Source organism: Corallococcus sp. AB038B (genome assembly GCF_003668955.1).
Taxonomy (GTDB): Bacteria; Myxococcota; Myxococcia; order Myxococcales; family Myxococcaceae; genus Corallococcus; species Corallococcus exiguus.
This window is the reverse complement of record NZ_RAWO01000003.1, coordinates 233982-255259: the sequence shown is the minus strand read 5'-3', so window position 1 is coordinate 255259 and position 21278 is coordinate 233982. Positions and strand designations below refer to the sequence as shown.

At 70.3% G+C, this 21278-nt stretch carries 16 protein-coding genes; 8 read left to right on the top strand and 8 right to left on the bottom strand.

Going from position 1 to position 21278, the window contains the following annotated elements:
* Nucleotides 1–147 precede the first annotated feature (147 nt).
* Nucleotides 148–1995, bottom strand: coding sequence for an OPT/YSL family transporter (locus tag D7Y04_RS17365; protein ID WP_121760029.1), 1848 nt, complete (start codon nucleotides 1993–1995; stop codon nucleotides 148–150).
* Between the two features lie 123 nt (nucleotides 1996–2118).
* Here D7Y04_RS17365 and D7Y04_RS17360 point away from each other — a divergent pair, with 123 nt between their 5' ends.
* Nucleotides 2119–3711 (top strand): MBL fold metallo-hydrolase, encoded by a 1593-nt coding sequence (locus D7Y04_RS17360; protein WP_121760028.1) that lies wholly within the window; start codon nucleotides 2119–2121, stop codon nucleotides 3709–3711.
* On the opposite strand, the gene D7Y04_RS17355 is transcribed toward D7Y04_RS17360, so the two are convergent.
* Together D7Y04_RS17355 and D7Y04_RS17350 are read right to left on the bottom strand one after the other, a co-directional pair.
* Complete coding sequence (locus D7Y04_RS17355; RefSeq protein ID WP_233601470.1) at nucleotides 3666–4703, bottom strand: hypothetical protein; 1038 nt, start codon at nucleotides 4701–4703, stop codon at nucleotides 3666–3668. The genes D7Y04_RS17360 and D7Y04_RS17355 overlap by 46 nt on opposite strands.
* Nucleotides 4704–4788: 85 nt before the next feature.
* Nucleotides 4789–5397: a hypothetical protein gene (locus D7Y04_RS17350; protein WP_126936107.1), complete on the bottom strand. Its 609-nt coding sequence runs from the start codon at nucleotides 5395–5397 to the stop codon at nucleotides 4789–4791.
* Nucleotides 5398–5685: 288 nt separating this feature from the next.
* Here D7Y04_RS17350 and D7Y04_RS17345 point away from each other — a divergent pair, with 288 nt between their 5' ends.
* From D7Y04_RS17345 to D7Y04_RS17335, 3 genes are all read left to right on the top strand, one after another.
* Nucleotides 5686–6504, top strand: a complete 819-nt coding sequence (locus D7Y04_RS17345; protein ID WP_121760026.1) for a methylase — start codon at nucleotides 5686–5688, stop codon at nucleotides 6502–6504.
* 303 nt (nucleotides 6505–6807) lie between these two features.
* Entirely contained in the window at nucleotides 6808–8127 is a 1320-nt protein-coding gene (locus D7Y04_RS17340) for a carbamoyl-phosphate synthase (RefSeq protein ID WP_171813267.1), read from the top strand.
* A 12-nt stretch (nucleotides 8128–8139) separates the two neighbouring features.
* A complete protein-coding gene (locus D7Y04_RS17335) occupies nucleotides 8140–11358 on the top strand; it encodes an ELWxxDGT repeat protein (RefSeq protein ID WP_121760025.1) in 3219 nt (1072 codons plus the stop codon).
* Nucleotides 11359–11361: 3 nt separating this feature from the next.
* On the opposite strand, the gene D7Y04_RS17330 is transcribed toward D7Y04_RS17335, so the two are convergent.
* From D7Y04_RS17330 to D7Y04_RS44480, 3 genes are all read right to left on the bottom strand, one after another.
* The gene (locus D7Y04_RS17330) at nucleotides 11362–12765 is read right to left on the bottom strand and encodes a pyridoxal-dependent decarboxylase (RefSeq protein WP_233601469.1); all 1404 of its coding nucleotides are present in this window, start codon (nucleotides 12763–12765) and stop codon (nucleotides 11362–11364) included.
* Between the two features lie 56 nt (nucleotides 12766–12821).
* The gene (locus D7Y04_RS17325; RefSeq protein WP_120598561.1) at nucleotides 12822–13682 is read right to left on the bottom strand and encodes a glycosyltransferase family 2 protein; all 861 of its coding nucleotides are present in this window, start codon (nucleotides 13680–13682) and stop codon (nucleotides 12822–12824) included.
* 261 nt (nucleotides 13683–13943) lie between these two features.
* Nucleotides 13944–14114 carry a hypothetical protein gene (locus D7Y04_RS44480; RefSeq protein ID WP_158620776.1) on the bottom strand — a complete coding sequence of 57 codons (171 nt, stop codon included), beginning with the start codon at nucleotides 14112–14114 and terminating at the stop codon, nucleotides 13944–13946.
* Between the two features lie 176 nt (nucleotides 14115–14290).
* Between D7Y04_RS44480 and D7Y04_RS17320 the strand changes: the two genes are divergently transcribed.
* Nucleotides 14291–15106, top strand: coding sequence for an arginyltransferase (locus D7Y04_RS17320; protein WP_121760023.1), 816 nt, complete (start codon nucleotides 14291–14293; stop codon nucleotides 15104–15106).
* Here D7Y04_RS17320 and D7Y04_RS17315 read toward each other — a convergent pair.
* Nucleotides 15093–15992, bottom strand: a complete 900-nt coding sequence (locus tag D7Y04_RS17315) for an alpha/beta hydrolase (RefSeq protein ID WP_121760022.1) — start codon at nucleotides 15990–15992, stop codon at nucleotides 15093–15095. The two genes, D7Y04_RS17320 and D7Y04_RS17315, sit on opposite strands and share 14 nt — an antisense overlap.
* Before the next feature lie 449 nt (nucleotides 15993–16441).
* Between D7Y04_RS17315 and D7Y04_RS17310 the strand changes: the two genes are divergently transcribed.
* From D7Y04_RS17310 to D7Y04_RS17300, 3 genes are all read left to right on the top strand, one after another.
* Nucleotides 16442–17548, top strand: a complete 1107-nt coding sequence (locus D7Y04_RS17310) for a glycosyltransferase (RefSeq protein ID WP_233601468.1) — start codon at nucleotides 16442–16444, stop codon at nucleotides 17546–17548.
* Nucleotides 17549–17608: 60 nt separating this feature from the next.
* A complete protein-coding gene (locus D7Y04_RS17305; protein ID WP_120598085.1) occupies nucleotides 17609–19291 on the top strand; it encodes a glutamine--tRNA ligase/YqeY domain fusion protein in 1683 nt (560 codons plus the stop codon).
* 157 nt (nucleotides 19292–19448) lie between these two features.
* Nucleotides 19449–20606 carry a hypothetical protein gene (locus D7Y04_RS17300; RefSeq protein ID WP_147477125.1) on the top strand — a complete coding sequence of 386 codons (1158 nt, stop codon included), beginning with the start codon at nucleotides 19449–19451 and terminating at the stop codon, nucleotides 20604–20606.
* On the opposite strand, the gene D7Y04_RS17295 is transcribed toward D7Y04_RS17300, so the two are convergent.
* The gene (locus tag D7Y04_RS17295; protein ID WP_121760020.1) at nucleotides 20601–21089 is read right to left on the bottom strand and encodes a GNAT family N-acetyltransferase; all 489 of its coding nucleotides are present in this window, start codon (nucleotides 21087–21089) and stop codon (nucleotides 20601–20603) included. The genes D7Y04_RS17300 and D7Y04_RS17295 overlap by 6 nt on opposite strands.
* Between the last annotated feature and the right edge of the window lie 189 nt (nucleotides 21090–21278).

Genomic DNA, 21278 nt, shown 5'->3' with positions numbered 1-21278 from the left:
CTCGTCAGGACACCGACACGCGCACCGCACCCACGCCCGCCGAAGCGGTGGTGGTCGTGGTCGCGGTGGTGTTGATGACGAGGTTCACGGGACAAGAAGTGCTCCCGTGCGCACGGAAAGTCAAGTCGTGCGCCGGGACAGGATGCGTCAGCCCAAGAGGGCCAGCAGGCCGGCGAGGCCCACGAAAAGGTAGAAGAGCGACTCGCCCGCGATGAGGCCTCCGCCCACCAGCGACATGGTGCTCATGTCCTCCGGCAGTACCGCTTCGCCCGGAGCGGGCTCGCGCCGGAAGCGCTTGGACACGGTGTTGAAGAGGGACGTGAGGATGCCGCCCGCGCCGAACCAGATGGTCGCGGGCAGCGCGATGAAACCTCCGAACGCGGTCGCGTAGGGGCTGGCCAGCACCAGCGAGTCCATCGCCCAGCCCACGCCGAACCCCGTGCGCGAACCCTGCACGTAGCGCAGGTAGGCGGGGTGGCGGCGGACCACCTTGCGGATGACCTCCAGCGTGAAGCCGATGGACAGGCCCACGAGCAGCGCCGTCACCTTGTGCGCCGACAGCGTGCCCAGGTCTCGGATGGCGCCCACGAACTTGTACGTCATCGCGGAGCCCCACTGGCCCACCTTCACGTCCGGGTGATCCAACTGGTTGACGGACAGCACCGGGTACGCGCCCATGAACACGCGCGCCAGCACCACGCACAGCACCGCGCCCATGAAGATGCCCAGCACCTGGTAGCGGAACTGCACCACGCGATTGGTGCCCAGGCGCCACCCGGTGGAGCGGTCCTGCTGCATGTCGCAGCCCACCGACGTGGAGATGAGCAGGATGGAGGACGCCATCAGCCCCACCAGCGGATCCTTCAGTCCGAGCAGCGACATCAGCAGCACCGACATCACGAAGGCGCTGGAGATGGGGTTGTTGTCGCTGATGCCGTAGGCGATGCCGTTGATGAGCACGAACAGGAGTGACAGCGCGAGCCCGAAGATGATGAAGCCCGCGGGCTGATGCAGCACCTGCGTGGCCACCACGACGACGGCCGCGCCCCAGCCCACCACCCAGGCGATGAGCCGGGGCACGTTGACCTTCTTCCACGCGGGCTCGGTGTCCGCGGGAGCCTGCGCGCGGCCCCGGATGCGGTCCACCGCCTGCACCGCGAGCAGCGCCAGGTCCACCAGCGCCGCGCCGCAGATCATCGCCAGCGAGATGAGGAAGCCAATCTTCCGGTACGGATCACTCGGCCCCAGCCACCCGATGCTCCGCAGATAGGGCGTGATGGCATAGCCGGTGATTCCCATGATCATGGCGGGCACGGTGATGCGGCTGCCCACCACCATGCCGGCGCCCACCGTGGAACTGCTCACGCTCAGCGCGGCGACCGCGGCCACCTTCTCCGTGAGCCACGCGGCCAGGATGCCCAGGCCGGTGCCGCCGCCCAGCTTCGCGATGGAGGCCTTGAGCAGGCGCTTGTCCGTGAGCGCTCGCAGGATGTTGGCCACCGCGTAGCCGGACGGGTAGTCCAGTTGGAGCCGGTCCACGAGCAGCGGCGTGTAGAGCATGCCCACGCCCACGCCGAACATGCCCACGCAGCCCACGAAGAGCATCAGCTGCCACGCGGGCGGCTGGGGCATGCCCAGCCACACCATGGATTGGATGAGCACGGACATGGCGCACAGCGAGGCCACCGACGCGGCCATCGTCTGCATGTAGTTGGCGCCGTGCTTGCCCTCCGCGCCGTAGCCGTAGGTGACGACGCTGCCGAGGATGCCGGACAGCACCTGGCTGGCGACGAAGAAGCCCAGGCTGAAGTTCATGTACGACGCGGCCACGCCGCCCAGCGGGCCCAGGAAGAAGATGGCCACCGACGCGAGCAGCAGGTGGTACTTCCACGTGCCCACCGCGGGGAGGAATCGGAAGCGCGGCGTAACGGCTTCGGGCACGGAGGACAGGGGGGCGGAAGGCTCCGGCGGGAGCGGCTCGGCGGGGTGGGCCATGGGTGCGCGGGAGGGTACCGGCCTCCATGGGGCGCCCACAACCCGAGAGGTCGCGGGCAGCCCGGCGGCCGGTCGCAAGCGCAATCCCTTGCGAAGGCCAGTGCGCCATGCGACGTCGCACGCATGCGATTCACCCTGCACCGCGGCGTCAGCCTGGCCGTCCTCGCCTCCGCCCGCACGGAGGCCGACCATCACGAGGACCTGGGGTGCAGCATCCAGGGGCCCACGGCGCGCCCCGTGCGCCGGGCGCAGGTGCCGCTGAAGCGCCACATCGCCGCGCTGGGGCGCGAGGGTGCCCTGCGCGAAGCGGACGCGCTCATCCGCTGGCTGGAGGACACGCCCCGCTACGCCGCGCTCTGCCAGGGCACGAAGCGGCGCATGGGCCGGCGCGTGCTGCGCGAGGACGTCCTCTTCCCGGATCCGCTGCGCCACCGCCCGCGCGTGCTGCACCTGCGCCAGGACTCGCTGGGGCTGGACGTTCCTGTGCGCGCGAAGGACTGGCCCGTGGTGGCGGACCTGTTCGCGTCGCTTGCTCGCGGCGCGCCCCGCGAAGAACTGCGCGCTCTGGCCACCGTGCCCGTCGTGAGCGAGCTGCTCGGCGACCTGTCGCAGGCAGGCTGGCTCGTGCGCCATGACGGGCCGGTGGACGTGCCGGGACCGGGGGCCCTCTTCGTGGGGCACAACACGGTGCTGGTGTCGGGCAGGGAAGGGCGCGTGCTGGTGGACCCGTACTTCCGCCCCACGGGGGAGGCGGACCTGCCCGGCTATGGTTCATTGCAGGCGTCGGACCTGGGCCGGGTGGACGCGGTGGTCATCACCCACTCGCATGGGGACCACTTCCACCTGGGCTCGCTGCTGCCCCTGCCTCGCGACACGCGCATCTTCGTGCCGGCGGTGGCTCGCGAAAGCCTCTTCTCCACGGACTGCGCGCTGCGGCTGAAGCAGCTGGGCTTCACGCACGTGGAGCCCCTGCGCTGGGGCGAGACGCGGCAGGTGGGCGACGTGACGGTGCACGCGCTGCCCTTCCACGGCGAGCAACCCACCGACGGCGAGGGGCCCCACCCGGACCTCTTCAACGAGGGCAACACGTGGCTCGTGCGCTCGAAGGACTTCTCCGCCGCCTTCTTCGCGGACGCGGGGCATGACGTGCGCGGGGACATGGACGCGGTGTGCCGCCGCGTGCGCAAGCAGCAGGGGCCGGTGGACGTGCTCTTCTGCGGCGTGCGCGGCTTCCGGCTGCCGCCCATCTTCTTCGGCTTCACCACGCTGGATGCGTTCCTCGTCAACGTGCCGCGCGACGCGCTCACCACGCCGCAGCGCTTGATGGCGGGACCGGAGGAGGCGCTTCGCTACGGCGCGCTCCTGGGCGCGCGCTACGTGGTGCCCTGCGCGGACGGCGGCGCCCCCTGGTACTGGCGCGAGGGCATGGGCCCTCGCTACGCCGGCTATCCGGGCGAGCCCGTCGAGGGCGCGAGTAACATGGACGAGAACCCGGACGCGGATCCGTATCCGGAGCGGCTGGCCCAGGTGCGCAAGGAGCAGGGCGAAGGGCCGCAAGCGCTCCTCCTGCGGCCCGGCGAGGCCCTGCGCTGGCGGGGCGCGCGGAAGCCAGAGGTGCTGAGCACGCCGGGCTTCGAGTGGCCCTTCGGGAACTGGCGCGAGGCCGCGCCTCAGCCGCGCAGCACGTCGCGGACCCGCCAGAGGGAGACGAGGTAGAGCACGGCCAGGGCCACGAGGCAGACGATGCCCACCGTGACGTACCCTCGGATGATGTTGCCGACGGTCCAGCCGTAGGTCTCCACCAGGGCGCTGGGGTCGCTCAGGCCCACGCCCTCGATGCGGCCGAAGGGGATGCGGTCCACGTTCCTGCGCGCCGCCCACCACTGCTCGAAGCCGTCCATGAACGCCGCCGCGCCCATGACGAGGAAGCCCCAACGCAGCTGATGCCGGTGGAGGTAGTGGCCCGGCGGCACGTAGAACGTGGCCATCAGCAGCGCGCCCAGCACCATCAGGCCCGCGTCGCCGCCGAAGAAGAAGAGGGCCTGGGCCTGGGTCTGGGTGAGCACGAACCTGCCCGTCCAATGCACCGCGAGGAGCCCCGCGCCCACGCCCAGCCACGTCCACCGGCGGCGCTTCCAGCCCTGCCACACGAGCGCGCCCAACAGTCCCGACAGCACGAGCGTCATGAACGTCGAGCGCTCGTCCGACACGTGGGTCACCCAGAGCGTGGGCGTGGCGCTGAAGCCGCAGAACCACGCGGTGACGGCGTGTCCCAACTCGTGCACCGGCATCGTGAAGAAGATGCGCAGGAGCCCCTGGAAGCCCGGGGAACGGACCGCGATCCAGGCAATGCCGAGCGCGACGGGCAGCACCGCCAGCCGCAGCCGCGCCTCCAGGCGGCCCTCGTCGCCGGTGTGCTCACCGTGGAAGGTGATGCCTTCCATGGCCGGGTCCGGCTCGGGCTGCGCCGCGACCAGGGGCGAGACGAACGTGGGGACGGTGTGGGCTTCCAGCGCCTCGCGCAGGGCGGCCCGCTGGTCCTCGGCCGCGCGCTGGGCTGCTTCCCGGGCCTCGCGGTCGCGCGCTTCGGCCTGCTGGGTGGCGGCGCGCACTTCCGCGCGCAGGTAGATGACGCCGCACGCCGGGCACTCGGGCCCCGCCACGCGGGGGGCGCCACAGCGGGGGCAGGTCGCGGACGGAGGGCTCACAGGCCCCGCACTCTAGGTGAGCCGCGGATGGGACGAAAATCGCACCGCCGGGAACCCATGAGGCTCCCGGCGGCGGAACGCGGAACTAGAAGCCGTAGTAGCTGCTGTAGTCCGTGCCGAACAGGTCGATGACCGTGACGCCCCACGAGTGCACGATGACGACGATGATGGTCTTGCGGAAGCGCGTGAGGTTCCAGTCGTTGATGGTGTGCTGCTGGATGCCCACGCTCATCGGCGAGCCGTAGCGCGCGGACTTCACCGCCGAGGGGAAGGTCTCGATGACGGTCGCACGCTGCGCGACCTCCTTGCCGTCCTTGTCGATGAGGCTGGCGATGGCCTTGTACTTGCCCACCTTGATGTCTTCCGGGTTGGCCCGGATGCTCACGCGGTAGTTGCCCGCGGGGATGCCCGCCTCCTCGGAGTCGATGTAGACGAAGGCCGCGTCCACGCCCTTCGCGTACTCCGTGGCGGGGACCTTGTCGAAGCCCGCGATGCTCGTCGCCACGACGGTGGCCTGCTCCGACGTGTGGGTGCCGATCTCCGCCTCGTCGATCGCGAGGCCCTGCTCCTTCGCGCTACGCGACAGCTCGCTCTTGAGCTCGGTGCAGGCGGCCGCGGCGGCCGACGCGTACTTGGACTCGCCCGCGAAGGCGGATCCGGAGAGGAGGAGGGCGGCAACGAGGGAGGAGCGCATGAAGCTGGAAGTGATCATGGGGGACGGGGAACCAATCTCTAGGAAGAGGACTGCGATCGCGGATGCCACGGGACCTCGGCACCGGCGGCTCCCCTGTGCAGCAGTGATGCCAATCCCTCTCACGGCCGCGTTCCACCCGGCTCCAGAGGGAAAGCCTCCGGATGTAACAAGGCTTGTGACAGAAGTTGTGACATGCCGTGTTACGGCGAGCGCCCGGCAATGACTTCCCGCGCTACAACCGGAGGGGAACCCTTGACGTCCCCGGCCCGGAGCGCCCATGTCGTGCCCATGGCTCAGGAGCTGGACACCCGCACCCGGGGGAGGACCACGCGTGGGCGTCTGCGCGCGCTGGACGCGTACCTCTGCCAGTTCGAGGCCACGTTGCTCACGCGTGACGACGGCCCCTGGGCCCGCGCCGTCTTCGTGGACGTGGGCTTCGGTGAACACCCGTGGACCACGCTGGAGAGCGCCACCGCCTTCCGCGCGCTGAACCCGGAGCTGTCCGTGGTGGGCGTGGAGCTGGACCCCGAACGCGCCACCGCCGCCGCGCGAGACCACGCGGATGCGCGCACCCACTTCCGCGAGGGCGGCTTCGCGCTCCCGCTGTCACCGGACGAACCTGCCCGCCTGGTGCGCGCCATGAACCTCCTGCGCCAGGGCCCGCCGGAGCGCATCCCGGAGGCCCACCGCGCGATGTCGCGGCACCTGCTGCCCGGTGGGCTGCTCGTGGAGGGCTCTTCCGACACGGACGGCGCGGTGCTGGTGGCCCACCTGCTGCGGCGGACGCCGGACGCGGAAGCTCCCACGCGTGAGGGCCTCCTCTTCCACACCGACTTCTCCCGGGGCTTCGCGCCGCTGCTCCTGCGCGACTGGCTGCCCCGAGACCTGCGCCGCCGCGTCCGCCCTGGCGACCCCATGCACGCCTTCTTCCAGGCGTGGGAGGCGACATGGAAGGCCGCGCGCGCGGCAGGCCACACCGCGCCCGCGGACGCCTTCTCCGAGTCCGCCGTTCGCCTCGCGAGAATGACCCCTGGGGTCGCCACCGACGCGTGGCTGCTGACCCGGGGCTGTCTGCGCTGGAGCCCGCCCGGCGGCACTCCGGCGTGAGCCTGGTTGCCCCTTGGAGGTGCAATCGTGCGGGGGCCGGTCCCAAGCGCCGCTGGAAAAGGTATTCTGTCGGGAATTGAGCTTCCGGCGTCCCCCCGACTCGCCAGAGGCAGACGGCTCGACATGAACAGGCACCTTCTGACGCTTCTCGCCGCGGGGCTGATGGCAAGCACCTCGTCCGCCGCCGGCCCGTCGACCTCCGAGCTCGGACGGGGTCGTCTTGCGCAGCGTCTCCACCGCCAATCCCGTCGTTCCTCCGCGCGCCCGCGCCGCGAGGGCGACCCCGCGAAACTGGAGCATGAGATGGAAGAGGCCGCCTACTCCGATGAGGCCCCTGCGGCCGCCATCGCGACCCGGCCCCCCGCGTTGCTGTTCTCCGCCAACTTCTACGGCACCCTGGCCGCCGCCCGCTGTCTGGGCCGCCACGGCGTGGACGTGACGGTGGCGGACACCGGCCGGTTGGGGCCGGCCAGCTACTCGCGCTTCGTCAGCCGCCGCGTGCAGTGCCCGCCGGAGTCCCAGCCGGAGGCCTTCCTCCAATGGCTGGTGGACTTCGGCCTGCGCGAGCCCGTCAAGCACGTGCTCTACCCGACGAGCGATGAGCTGGCGTGGCTCATCTCCGCGCACCGCTCCAAGCTGGAGGACCTCTTCCACCTCTACGACCCGGGCGTGGACGCGGTGTACGGGCTGCTCAACAAGCGCCGCCTCTACGAAGTGGGCACGGAGGTGGGCCTGCACCTGCCGCGCACCTGGTTCCCCCAGTCGGAAGCGGACCTGGAGCAGGTGCGCCGCGAGGCGAACTTCCCGGTGCTGCTCAAGCCCACCACGCAGATCCTCCACGCCACGCACCGCAAGGGCCAGCCGGTGGCCTCTCCGGACGACCTGGCGCGCGAATACCGTGAGTTCGCGCGGGACACCTACGCGCCCATGCTCGTGAAGTTCGACCCGGCCGTGGTGAACCCCATGGTGCAGGAGTTCCACCCGGAGGCCGCGGAGGGCATCTACAGCCTCTCCGGCTTCGTGGATGAATCTGGCGAGCTCTTCGAGGCCCGCGCCGCGATGAAGGTCCTCCAGCGTCCGCGCCGCCTGGGCGTGGGTGTCTGCTTCGAGTCCTCGCCGCTGCGCCCGGACCTGGTCGCGGGCCTCATCCGGCTGTGCAAGAAGCTGGGCTACCACGGCGTCTTCGAGGTGGAGTTCATCCAGACGAAGGACTCGTACCTCCTCATCGACTTCAACCCGCGCTTCTACGGGCAGATGGGCTTCGACATCGCGCGGGGGCTGCCCCTGCCGCTGCTCGCGTACCACGCGGCCACCGGGGACCGGGACGCGCTCAAGCGCGCGGTGGAGGACGCACGCGACGCCAGCGCCGCGCACGAGGACGCGGTGTTCTGCAACCGCATCGCGCTGGAGATGCTGCTCAACCTCCAGCGGCTGTCCGGCGCGCTGCCGGCCGACGAGGCCCGGCAGTGGCGGCAGTGGTTCAACACCCACAAGGCGACGGCGGTGGATCCGCTCATCGACCGGGACGACATGATGCCCGCGGCGGTGGAGCTGGCCACCATCTCCTACGGGGCCGCGCGTCACCCCCGCGCCTTCTTGCGGATGATGGTCTTCAACCGCTAGTTGGTAGGTTTCATGAATCGACGCATGGGGGGCGCGCGCGCAGGCGCGCTGGGGGGCCTTTGTGCCCTGGGCCTGATGGCTTGCACGAACGAGGAACCGGCCAGGGCCGCGAGCTTGTTGGAAGCGCGCACCCAGGGCCTGGCGTCCGTGGCGAAGGTGATGGCCTTCTCTTCCACGCTCGAGAAGGCGCACACGATGCCTTCCGGGTTCACGGAGGTGGGCGGCTCCGTCCTCTTCTTCTCCAGGAGCCGCCGGGGGCTCTTCCGCACGGACGGAACGGAGGCGGGGACCTCGCTCGTGCGCGACCTGGAGCCGACGCTGGACACCTACGAGACCCCGCCCCACATGGTCACGCTGGGGGGACGGGCCTACTGGCTCCAGCGGAATGAGCTCTGGACGTCGGACGGGACGCCCCAGGGCACGCGGCCCATGCTGGACACGCCCTTCGCGTCCAGCCCCACGCCGCCGGTCGCCTTCAATGGCGCGCTCTACTTCAGCGTGGGCACGTCGCTCTACCGTTCGGATGGCACGTCTCAGGGAACGCAGGTCATCGCCACCGCGGCGATGAACGTGACGGAGACCCTGTTCGCTTCCACCTGGCGGGTGATGGGAGGCCGGCTGTACTTCTCCTGCATCCTGGGCTCGGGGAGCGCGGGCGTGGAGCTGTGCGCCACGGACGGCACGACGGAGGGCACGGTCCTGGTCGCGGACCTGCAGCCGGGAAGCGCGAACAGTCATCCCTGGTTGCTGGGCGAGCTTGACGGCAGGCTGCTCTTCTCCGCGGCGCCCACGGCCTCCAGCCGCGCTCTCTACGCCACGGACGGCACGGTCACCACCGCGCTGCTCGACGTCGCCAACAACTACGCCGTGGACTCCAGCGTGAATGGCTTCGTGACCCTGGCGGGGCGCGCGTACCTGCCTTGCCACACGGGGGCCACCGGCGCGGAGCTGTGCCAGACGGACGGCACCGCGGAGGGCACCCAGGTTCTCGACCTGGTCAAGGGCAGCTCCTCCTCGAGCCCCCGCGACATGACGCTCCTGGGCAGCCGGCTCTATTTCTCCGCTTGCACCTCCGAGTCCGGCTGCGAGCTCTGGTCCTCGGATGGGACCGCCGCCGGCAGTGGGATGCTCAAGGACCTCTACCCGGGCAGCTCCAGCGGGATCGCCGGGCGGGGATTCATCCCGGTCGCGGACGGGCTGCTCTTCAGCGCGATGACGCCCGGTGGGTCCGGGATGCTCTGGAAGACGGACGGCACCGCGAACGGTACCGCCCTTCTGAAGAACATCGTCTCGCCCGACGCGTCGGGAAGCCGTTACGCGCTGGACCTGAGCAGCTTCGTGCGCTTCGGCGACGCGGTCCTCTTCCCCGCGGATGACGGCGCCCACGGCCTGGAGCTGTGGCGGACCGACGGCACCGGGGCCGGGACCCGGATGGTCTCGGACGTCACGCCCTCCCAGCGCCAGGGAGATGCCGCCGGGATGCAGGCCTTCGACGACTGGCTCCTGCTGGGCGCGCCCACCGGGTCGGGGAGCACGGTCGTCTGGCGCTCGGACGGCACGGCCGCGGGGACCCAGGAGCTCGCGCCCGCGATGGGGTCCTCTTCCAGGTTCCCGGCCATGGCTCCCTTCGGGGATCGCCTGCTCATCGCTCGCGGGGAGCGGCTGTGGATGACTGATGGGACCGCCGCGGGCACGGTGCTCTTCAAGGACCTGCCGGGGAGCGGGGCCTATGGGCGCGTCATCCAGCTGCCCAACCAGGTGGGCATGTTCATTGGCTCCACCCCGTTCCAGACCGTGGGACTGTGGCGGACGGACGGCACCGAGGCGGGCACGCACCTGACCAGTCCCTCCGTGGAGAACGCGCGCAACCTGGGCGTCTCCAACGGCAAGGCCTATCTCACGGGGCTCTACTCCACCCTGGCCAACGAGCTGTACGTGAGCGACGGCACGCCAGGGGGCACGGTCTTCCTGAAGGACATCTGGGCGGGCTCGAAGAGCTCGGAGCCCGCGGGCTTCACGCCCCTGGGGGCGATGACCCTCTTCGCCGCCGATGACGGCGTCGTGGGCCGGGAGCTGTGGAAGACGGACGGGACCCCCGCGGGGACCATGCGCCTGGCGGACCTGAATCCCGGCGCGAGCAGCTCGTTTCCCTCGAGCCTCAGCGCCCTGGGCGGCCGGGTGGTCTTCTGGGCCTTGACCCCCACGACCCGCCTGTGGTCGTCGGACGGAACGGCGGAGGGCACGCAGCCCGTGGGCGCGACCGTCACCGCCGCCTACCCCGAGGGCTTCGTCACCTGGGGTGACATCGCCTTCTTCTCCGGGAAGGAGGGTGCGTCGGGGACGGAGCCGTGGCGCACGGACGGCACGGCGGAGGGCACCGTGCGGGTGGCGGACCTGCATCCGGGGTTCGGCTCGTCGCATCCGGATCAATTCACGCTCGTCTCGCCGGCAGGCCCGCTGCTCTTCGCCGCGGAGACACCCGCTGGGGGCCGTGAGCTGTGGCGGTTGGACTCGCCCACGGGTGAGCCCACGCTCGTTGTGGACGTCGCCGCCGGGCCCGCGTCTTCGCGCCCCTCGCAGCTCACCGTGAATGGCTCGGCCGTCTACTTCACCGCGAACGACGGGACGGGCAGGGCGCTGTTCCGGATGTCGGGACTTGTCCCGGATACCCGTCCGCCCAAGGTCGCCTGTCCGCCGGACGTGACGGTGGGTGCCACGGGCGCGGAGGGCGCGGTGGTGATGTTCCCGGGCGCGACCGTGCACGATGATTCGGGCGAGGTGCCCACCGCGCGCGCGGCCCCTGCCTCGGGCGAGCGCTTCCCGGTGGGCGTGACGCCGGTGAACTTCACGGCGATGGATGGCGCCGGGAACACCGGGACGTGCACCTTCACTGTCACCGTGACGCCGCTCTCCACGTCCGATGCGGGCACGGCCGATGCCGGTTCAACGGACGCGGGCACGGCCGATGCTGGCGTCGCGGACGCAGGGCCAGCGCAAGACGCGGGCATCGCGGATGCGGGCGTCCCAGATGCGGGCACGACCGACGCGGGTACCCCGGATGCGGGCGACGGCAGCGTTCCGGGACGTGACGCCGGCGCCGGGCCCGACGTGCCGACCGACTCCGGAGGCTGTGGCTGTCAGGCGACGCCCGCTTCGATGCCGTGGGGCCTCGCCCTGGCGGGACTCTTGGCTTCCGCGAGGCGTTCGCGGAAGCGGCTTCCCCAGGCGTAGGCCTCAGCCCGCGGCGGGAGGGGCCGCGGGGATCGGATCATCGAAGGTGATCAGGTCCTCGTGCGTCTCCGCCCGGCGCAGGCGCCGCACCTTCCCGTCCTCCACGCCCACGATGCCCGGCTGCGGGAAGGAGAAGGACGTGCCGAAGGGCACGAAGTACGCGCCCGCGTCCATGATGGCCAGCGTGTCGCCCACCTTCAGCTCCGGCAGCCGCACCGCGTGGTACAGCGTGTCCGCCGGGGTGCAGACGGGGCCCACCACCGTGTACGCCCGGTGCGCGGGCGCGGCCGGCTGCTCGACGTGGAAGAGCTGGTGGTACTCGTTGCGCACGCATTCGGCGTGGTTGATGCCCATGTCGAGCGCCGCCCACGTCCGCTCGCCGCCGTCCTTGAGCGCGTGCACGCGGCCCAGGAGCAGCTGCGTGTTGCCTGTCATCGCGCGGCCCGGCTCCAGGAAGATGCGCGGGCGCTTGCGGCCCTGCTTCGCGTAGTGCGCCTCCACCTGGGACACCACCTTCGCCACGTACCGCTCGATGGAGAGCGCCGCCGCGAAGTCCGGCGCGGGCAGGTCGCGCTGGAAGGTGAGGTTGAGCCGCCAGTCCCGCTGCTCGATGTGCTCCACCGTCGGCGTGCAGAGGCTGCCGCCCAGGTCCAGCACCTCCAGTTCCACCCCCAGCTCGCGGTGCAACTCGTCCGCGAAGTCCAGCACCGCGCCGACGAAGCCCTCCAGCTCCGCTTCCGTGCGGATGAGCTCGCCCCGGTGCGCGTGCAGGCCCACCACGTCCAGGTTGCCGTAAGACAGCGCCTGCCGGTACGCCGCCATCGCCTGGCCTCCCACGATGGGCGTGCCGAACTGCGAGTTCCATCCCGACATCGTCGTCACCCGCACGGCCACGCGCGGGCGCTTGCCCAGCTCCGTCGCGTGGCGTGAGAAGACGTCCATCTCCTCGCGGTGGTTTGCGGCCAGGAGGCCGATGCCCCGGGTGATGGACTCGCGGATGGACGCCTCCGACTTCACCGGGCCGTTGTAGACGATGCGCTCCGGCGCCACGCCCAGCTTGAGCGCGAGCCACAGCTCGTAGGCGGAAATCACTTCCGCGCCCACGCCGCGCGCGTGCAGCGCGGCCAGCACGCCCGGCACGGGGTTGGTCTTGTACGAGTAGTACACCTCGCAGCCGGCCGCCGCGCCCGGGGGCACCGCCTGGAACGCGTCCGCGTTGCGGTGCAGCGCCGCCATGTGCACCACGTGCAGGGGCGAGCCGTACTCAGTGGCCAGCTGGGACAGCGACACGCCCTCCAGGAAGAGGCCCTGGCCGGCGCGCGACTCCAGGCCCCACGTCTCCGGGGGGAGGAAGGCACGGGCGGGGGCCATCGCGCGCTGCACGACGGGCCCCAGGGTCTGCTTCAACTGGCGCTTTGCGGTTCCAACGAGACGACGACGCAGGCTCACGGTGTGGGGCCCTTTCAGGAAACGCCAGGCAGCTTGAGGGGGAGGAAGCGCGTGAGGCCGAAGCGGTCCTTCAGCGCGCGCGTGGCCAGCTGCAGCAGCCGGTACTCCAGCTCGCCGTGCTCGCGCCGGTACTTATTGTGGATGATGGCGTTGGACTCCGCCACGGACTTCTCCACCTTCGCGCCCGTCTTGCCCAGGTCGTTCATCAGCGACGGCTTGCCCACCCGGTAATTGAGGATGGGCCGGTTCACGTAGACGTGGCCGTAGCGGCGGATGCCGCGCATGTAGAAGTCCACGTCCTCGTAGACGGGGATGTTCGGATCGAACCCGCCCAGGGGCTGGAAGTATTCGCGGCGCACCATGCACGCGGAGTTCACGTACAGCGTGCCCAGGAACAGGATGTGCGCCACCGTCCACGCGCTGTTGGGCGTGGTGGCCCCCACCTGCGCCACGCGCTCGAAGTAGGTGCTCTTGTCCTCCAGCCACTCGGGGTCCTCGCTGAAGGGCACCACCCAGCCCACCGCCACGCCCGCGTCCGGCCGCGCGTCCAGCGCCGACACCATCGACTTGAGCGCCCCTTCGGCGAGCATGTCGTCGTCATCCAGGAAGTGCAGGTAGCGGCCCTTCGCCAGCGTGGCGCCGTGGTTGCGCACCAGCGCGGGGCGACCCTTGGACGGCACCTCCTGCTTGAAGTAGCGCACGCGGGCATCGCCAATGCCCTGCACCGCGTCCCGGGCCGTGCCCTCCGCGGAGTCATCCAGGACGATGACCTCCACCTGGACGCCTTCTTGACGCAGCGCGGAGTGGATGGCCTCCACCACGTCCTTCTCGCGCTTGTACGTGGGCATCACCACCGAGACGTCGACTGATGACATAGGCCCCGGTTTATACCGGTGGCCCCCCACGACTGAGAAGCGAGCCGGGCCTTCCGCGCGTGGGGCATTCCGCCACCCGGGGGCATTGCGCCTCGGACCCTGTGTCCGGAGCTACCCGCCTGCTGTCCGGGGAAGCGAACGTGGGAGGCCGTCTCGCGGTTTCTCGGAAGTTTCTACGGCCCCATCAGGGGGCGGACCGGACAAAATGACAGTCGGATCGCGACAGGGCTGCCACACCGTGGCTCGCTGGCCACGGGTTTTTCAGTAGCTGGCGACGGCGAAATCGAACGCGTCCAGGTCGTCCACGACGTCGGCTCCGGCGGCGGAGTGGAAGGCGTCGTCCTCCTCGAAGAAGGCGTCGCCCGAGAGGGGGCCGTCCGCCTCTTCCGGGTCCAGCGGCAGCCATCCGGGATGCAGTTCCTCGCGGGCCATGTGCGTTCGTCCTCTTCCGCAAGCGGTACGGCTTCAGCCGGGGACTTGCAGTCGGTGTGCCACTTCTGGATACGAAACGGCCCTCTCAAACGGGTCGTTTCCGACGAGAGGTGGGTCGCCGGACGGGCAGGCATGGCTTGACGCCGGAGCCTGGGGCCGACAGGAAGGGAACACCGATGGCCGTCCTGCTGGCACACGAAATCGAAGATCCGCGCCCGTGCAGCTACCTGCCGGAGCGGGAGGCGTCGCTGGAGACGCTGCTGATGCGCAACGTGACGGCGCAGGAGTACGAGCACCTGCTCGTGCGCGGATGGCGCCGCTTCGGTCCGCAGTACTTCCGGCCCGCCTGCGCGTCGTGCCACGAGTGCGTGTCCCTGCGCGTGCCGGTGGCGGGCTTCATGCCCAACCGCAGCCAGCGCCGGGCCCGCGCCGCGTGCGCGCACCTGCGTGTGGAGGTGGGCCCGCCGCGCGTGGACGAGGAGCGCCTGGCGCTGTACCGCGCGTGGCACGCGGACCGTGAGTCGTCCCGCGACTGGGAGTCATCCGAGCTGGGGGCGCGCGAGTATTCGCTCCAGTTCGCCTTCCCGCACCCGTCCGCGCGCGAGGTGGCCTGGTACGACGACAGCGACCCCGCGGGCCCGAAGCTGGTGGGCCTGGGCCTGTGCGACGAAACGCCGCACGCATGGAGCGCGGTGTACTTCTTCTACGACCCGGCCTACGCGCGGCTGTCCCTGGGCAAGGCGAGCGTGCTGTTCCAGGTGGAACTGGCGCGCGAGCGGGGCATCCCCTACGTGTACCTGGGCTACCGCGTGCTGGCGTGCGATTCGCTGCGCTACAAGGCCGGCTTCCGCCCGCATGAGCTGCTGGAGGGCCGCCCCGCGCTGGACGCGCCCCCCGAGTGGCGTGCCGCGGCTGACGCGCAAGAAACCGCGGCTGACGCGGCGCCAGCGCCGGAGCTGGTGGGCCCGGAGGCGGTGCTCAGGAACCGCTGAGCAGCGCCGCGTCGAAGAAGCCGCGCAGGCGGTTCGCGTACTCCTCCGGGGCCTTCTTCGCGTACTCGCCGTGGTGCGCGCCGGGCACCACCCAGTAGGACTTGGGTTCGCACGCGGCCTGGAAGAGTGCGTCCTGGAGGAACGCGGGTGCGTACTCGTCGACGTCGCCGTTGATCAGCAGCAGCGGCCGGCCCTTCAAATCACACAGGCGCTTCATGGGGTCCACCGCGTCCACGTCCACGCCGGACAGGCGCAGGGTCCAGAGCACCGGCTGCACGCTCAGCGGCCCCCACTTGCCGTAGCTGTAGCGCGTGTCCGCCTCCAGCGACGGGTAGGCGCCCGCGGCGGCCACCGCCTTGAGGCGCTCGTCATCGAGGGCCTCCAGCATCGCGGTGGTGCCGCCCATGGAGAAGCCCAGCACGCCCAGGCGGGATGGATCCACGTCGTCGCGGTGCGAGACGAAGTCCACCGCCGCGCGCAGGTCCTGGCGCTCGTGGTCGCCCCAGGTCACCAGGTCGCCCTCGCTCTCGCCATGGCCACGCGAGTCGAAGAGCAGCACGCCGTAGCCCGCGCGTGAGAGCACCTCCGCCTCGAACAGCATCTGCGTGCGGTTCTCCGCGAAGCCGTGCATCACCACCACCGCCGCGTGGTTGCGCGACGGCACGTACCAGCCCCGCAGAGTCAGGCCGTCCCGCGTGTGCAACACCACGTCCGTGCGCTCCGCGAGCGCGCCCTCCGCCACCGGCTTCAACGGTTGGCGCGCGGGGTGCAATACCGCGTGTGCGGTGCGGACGCTGCGGTACGCGATGACGGCCGCCACCGCGAGCACGCCCACGAGGGCGAGCGCGATGAAACGGGCGGGCTGGAGGTGGATGGGTCTTTTCACGAGGATGAATTGTGAGCCTATACCCGGAATCCCGTTCCAGGCAGGCCCCCGGGCTCGTTGAGCCCCCAAGCGGTGAACCCCGTCCCCTGACGCGTCCGGCGCCTCTTGACGCGTCAAGGGTGGAACTCGCCCGGCAGGACGCCCTCCGGGTGTTTCAACGATGTATCAGCGGGCCGGTGATGGCCGCTGTCACGAAATGGCGTGGGCGCCCCAGAAAGATCCACCGAAAGAGCGGCGTGCAACTGTCTCCTGGGTGGCGGCGCCGGGTGACCTTCGCTACCTATCGCAAGGTGCGTGGGCTAATGATCAACCCTCAGCTCCAGGGGTGGGCTCGGCGGACTCGCGTTCGCCGGGCAGGAGGTCAGAAAATCGTTTCTTACCGGGAATCCCAGACATTGGAACTGCAGGCGCGGCAAGAGATGGCAGTCCCAGCCCCTGGGCGACGGCGCGTGTTGTTCACGCTCGTCTTCATGGGGACGGGGGGCATCGAGCGCTCCGTGTGCAACGTGTTGGCGGGTCTGGACCGGGAGCGGTTCGATCCCTCGCTGTTCTTCCACCATGGGCCGCCGCCGCCGGACACGCGCGGGCGCATCCCCGCGGACGTGCCCATCTCCTGGGGCGTGGGCGTGGAGGCCTACCGGCGCTGGGAGCTGCCGCGGATGCTCTGGCGGCTTTTCCAGGAAGCGCGCAAGGCGGACATCATCGTCTCCGGGCAGGAGGGCAGGGCGGCCCTGCTGGCGCGGATGGCGGGAGCCCTGCTGGGCAAGCCGGTGTTGGGGATGGTGCACTTCGACTGGGGCGCCTTCCACCGCGAGCAGCCGAAGCGTCAGCTCTGGGGCCTGAAGGTTCTCTACCCGGGCATGGACCGCATCGTGGCGTGTGGCTACGACTCCGCGAAGGCGTTCGCGGAGCTGGTGAACGTGGACCGCGAGCGGATGGAGGTCATCCCCAACTTCGTCGACGCGGCCCGCATCCGTGCCGCGGCGGACGCTCCCCTGCCCGCGTGGGCAGTGCCGGTGTTCAAGAAGCCGGTGGTCATCGCGGTGGGGCGTTTGGAGCCGCAGAAGTCCTTCGACATGCTCATCCGCGCGCACGCCCGGATGAAGGCGGCCGGGACGGACACGAACCTGCTCATCCTGGGAGTGGGCTCGCTGGAGGCGGAGCTCAAGGCGCTGGTCGCGGAACTGGGCGTGGGGGACTCCGTGTTCATGCCTGGCTACGCGGACAACCCGCACGCGCTGATGCGGCGGGCCACGGCGTTCGCCCTGTCCTCGCGCTTCGAGGGCCTGCCCATGGTGCTGCTGGAGGCGCTCGCGCTGGGCTGCCCCATCGTCAGCACGGACTGCCCCTCGGGCCCCTCGGAGGCCCTGGACGGGGGGCGGGCGGGGGTGCTGGTGCCCATGGGGGACGACGCGGCCATGGCCCATGCCCTGGGCCGGGTGGTGTCGGACGCGAAGTGGCGGGACGGGCTGCGCCAGCGGGCCCTGGACCGGGCGGACGAGTTGTCCGCTGAACGGGCGCTCAAGGCCTGGGAGTCGCTGCTGGCGGAGGTCTGACGCGGGGGGGCAGGAAAACCTTGCTCCCCTGGTTCCGCTTCCCAGAGGATTCGCCCCATCATGACGACGACGAACGAGACGCAGGGCCTCAACTTCCTCCAGGAAGTCGTTGAGGAAGACCGGCGGACGGGAAAGCACGGCGGACGCGTGCACACCCGCTTCCCGCCCGAGCCCAACGGCTACCTCCACATCGGCCACGCCAAAGCCATCGTGCTGAACTTCGGGCTGGCGCAGCAGTATGGCGGCAAGTGCAACCTGCGCCTCGACGACACCAACCCGCTCACCGAGGACACGGACTACGTGGAGTCCATCCAGCGCGACGTGCGCTGGCTCGGGTTCGACTGGGACGACCGGCGCTTCTTCGCGTCCGATTACTTCGACCGGCTCTACGCCTTCGCGGAGCAGCTGATTTCGCAGGGCCAGGCCTACGTGTGCAGCCTGTCGCCGGAGGAGATCTCCCAGTACCGCGGCAACTTCACCACGCCGGGCAAGGACAGCCCGTACCGCACGCGTACGGTGGAGGAGAACCTGGACCTGTTCCGCCGGATGAAGGCGGGTGAGTTCCCGGACGGCAAGCACACGCTGCGCGCGAAAATCGACATGACGTCGTCGAACCCCGTGCTGCGCGACCCGCCCATCTACCGCATCCGGCACGCGCACCACCACCGCACGGGCGATAAGTGGTGCATCTACCCGCTCTATGACTTCGCGCACTGTCTGTCGGACGCCATCGAGGGCATCACGCACTCCGTCTGTACGCTGGAGTTCGAGAACCGCCGCGTGCTGTACGACTGGATCGTCGACGCGCTGATTAAAGGCGACCGGCCCAACCAGTACGAGTTCGCGCGGCTGAACCTCACCTACGCGGTGATGAGCAAGCGCAAGCTGCTGCAGATGGTGCAGGAGAAGCGCGTCTCCGGCTGGGATGATCCGCGCATGCTGACCATCAGCGGCCTGCGTCGCCGGGGCTACACGCCCGCGTCGCTGCGCGACTTCGCGAAGCGCATTGGCGTGAGCAAGTCCGACAGCCTCATCGACATGGGCGTGCTGGAGCTGTCCATCCGGGACGACCTCAACGAGACGGCGCCGCGCGCCATGGCCGTCCTGCGTCCGCTCAAGGTGGTGCTGGAGAACTACCCGGAGGGCCAGACGGAGGAGCTGGAGACGGCGAACCACCCGAAGCGCGAGGACATGGGCACGCGCAAGGTGCCGTTCATGCGCGAGCTCTACATCGAGGCGGACGACTTCCAGGAGGTGCCGGAGAAGGGCTTCTTCCGCCTGGCGCCGGGCAAGGAGGTGCGCCTGCGCTCCGCGTACTTCATCAAGTGCGAGAAGGTCATCAAGGACGCGGCGGGCAACATCACGGAGCTGCGCTGCACGTACGACCCGGCCACGCGCGGTGGCGACTCGCCGGATGGCCGCAAGGTGAAGGGCACGCTGCACTGGGTGCCGGGCAACGCGCCCGTGGCGCAGGTGCGGCTGTTCGACCGGCTCTTCTCGGTGGAGGCGCCGGACAAGGACGAGACGAAGGACTTCAAGGAGTTCCTCAACCCGAACAGCCTGGAGACCCTCACCGGCGCGCGCGTGGAGCCAATGCTCGCGGACGCGAAGCCGGGCGACCGCTTCCAGTTCGAGCGCCTGGGCTACTTCTGCGCGGACGCGGTGGACTCCAAGCCGGGCGCGCCCGTGTTCAACCGCACGGTGACGCTGAAGGACTCGTGGGTGAAGGAGCAGAAGAAGTAGGGCGCTCCTTCCCACGCCGCTGAATCATCACGGAGCCCCGGGTGGAAGCACCTGGGGCTTCGTCGTTTCCCTCCCTGGTGGGTGATGGCGGGCCGTGGGGCGGGTGCTCCATGCTGGGGGGGCACTGCCGCCCCTGCCTCCCGGAGCTCGTCCCGCCATGATGCTCCAACCGTTGCCGCGTCCCCTTCCTCCGCCGACGCAAGCCGAGGTGGAGGCCATTGGCCGCATGCAGGACGCGTCCCTGCGCAACCTTCACATCACCCACACGTACCACGTGCTGAAGGTGTGCTTGGCGGGCGTGCTGGGAGAGGTGGATCTGTCGTGGTGCGGCTTCGCCACCTGGGCGTCAAAGACGGCGGGGACCTTCATCCGCAAGGAAATGGTGGCCGTGCTGGAGCGGGACATGCTCATGCGCGCGGAGTCCGTGATGCGCGGGCTGGGCGTGACGCATGCCCGGCTGCTGGGGTCGTGGGGCCTGCCGTCGGGCGTGGCCACCGTGTTGTCGCGCGCCATGGATCCGGTGATGAGCTCCGTGGCGAAGCACGTCGCGCAAGGCAACCTGCTGGTGTTCCAGGAGCTGGGGCCGCTCTACACGGCGATGCTGGAGCACTTCACCGGTCCTCAGGCGACGAGCCCCGCCGCGCTGGAGCGCGTGGTGGTCATGCTGAAGCCGGGGCCGTTGGAGTCCGGGGGACAGGACCTGCTCATCCGCGCGGTGCGCGCGTACCACGAGGCACTGAGCCTCACGCGCACCAGGGACCGGGCGGAGCGCGTGTTCCTGGCCAACGCGCTGGCGGGCTACCACGAGCAGACGCGCCTGCAGGAGCCCATCATCGGGGCGCTGGGGGCACCGCTGAAGGAGCTGTTCCTGGACCACCTGCGGGAGTTGCTGCGAGCGCGTGGGCACGGGATGCCCGAGCCGTGGCTGGTCGCGGTCTTCACTCCGCTGGCGGAGCAACTGGAGCGCTGCTGGCGCGAGCTGATGACGCGCGAGTTGATGACCATGGAGCTGCCGGACCGGACGCTGCGGCTGGGCGAGGACATCCCGGCGCTCTCCTCCGCGGCGGACTTCCCGCCGGACCTGATGCGGCTGGAGCACCCCGAGCTGCGCGCCCTGATGAAGCAGTTAGACCGGACGCCGGACGACACGGCGGGCAGCGCGGCGCGGGACTGGGGCTCGTTGAAGGACCGGATGAACCTCGTCGTGGACCTGTTCCGCTCACGCCAACAGGACCGCGTCCTCTACCAGCCGCCCTTCACGCCCGCGCAGGTGGAGGCCTTCCAGCAGGGCCGGATGCCTACCGGAAGGCTATGAGCGAGGCGGCGTCTCGCGGGTCATCTCCACCATGGTGGGACGCCAGCCCAGTCTCGCGAACAGGCGTTGCGCGGCTTCATTCTTCGCGGCGGTGTGGAGCACGACGCGCGGCGCGCCCATCTCCGTGAGCCGCTGCACCATGGCCTCCGCGAGCAGCCGGCCGGTGCCGGTGCCGCGCGCCGTCGCCTCCACCCAGATGTCGTGAAGGGCGCCGCACTTGTCGAGGAGCATGTTCCAGTCCACGCCCTCCAGCCGGCCGTAGCAGTAGCCGACCACTTCGCCGTCCAGCTCGGCCACGAGCACCACGGCCTCCTGAGGGCGGCGCGCCTCCTTGCCCAGCCACCAGCGGTAGCCGGACTCCACGTCGTCCGGGACCATGAAGCGTTGCGGGTCGAAGCCGTGGTGCTGGCGCGCGAGCGCCGCGCCCATGCGGCCCAGCGCGGGCGCGTCCAGGTCCTTCGCGGGGCGGATGGTGACGGGCATGCGTTCTCCAGGAAGCGGGTGTCCGCTCCAGGTTGCGCATCGTGGGCCGCGTCTGTCGAAGCCTTCTGGAGGAAAGTGCTCAACTGGCCACGCGGAAGGCGTCCGGCGTCGCCTGACCCCCTTCAGGGAAGTTGCTCAAGGACGCGGTGCGCTGGGAACCGGCCTACGTCCTGCGGGTACCCGGCTCAT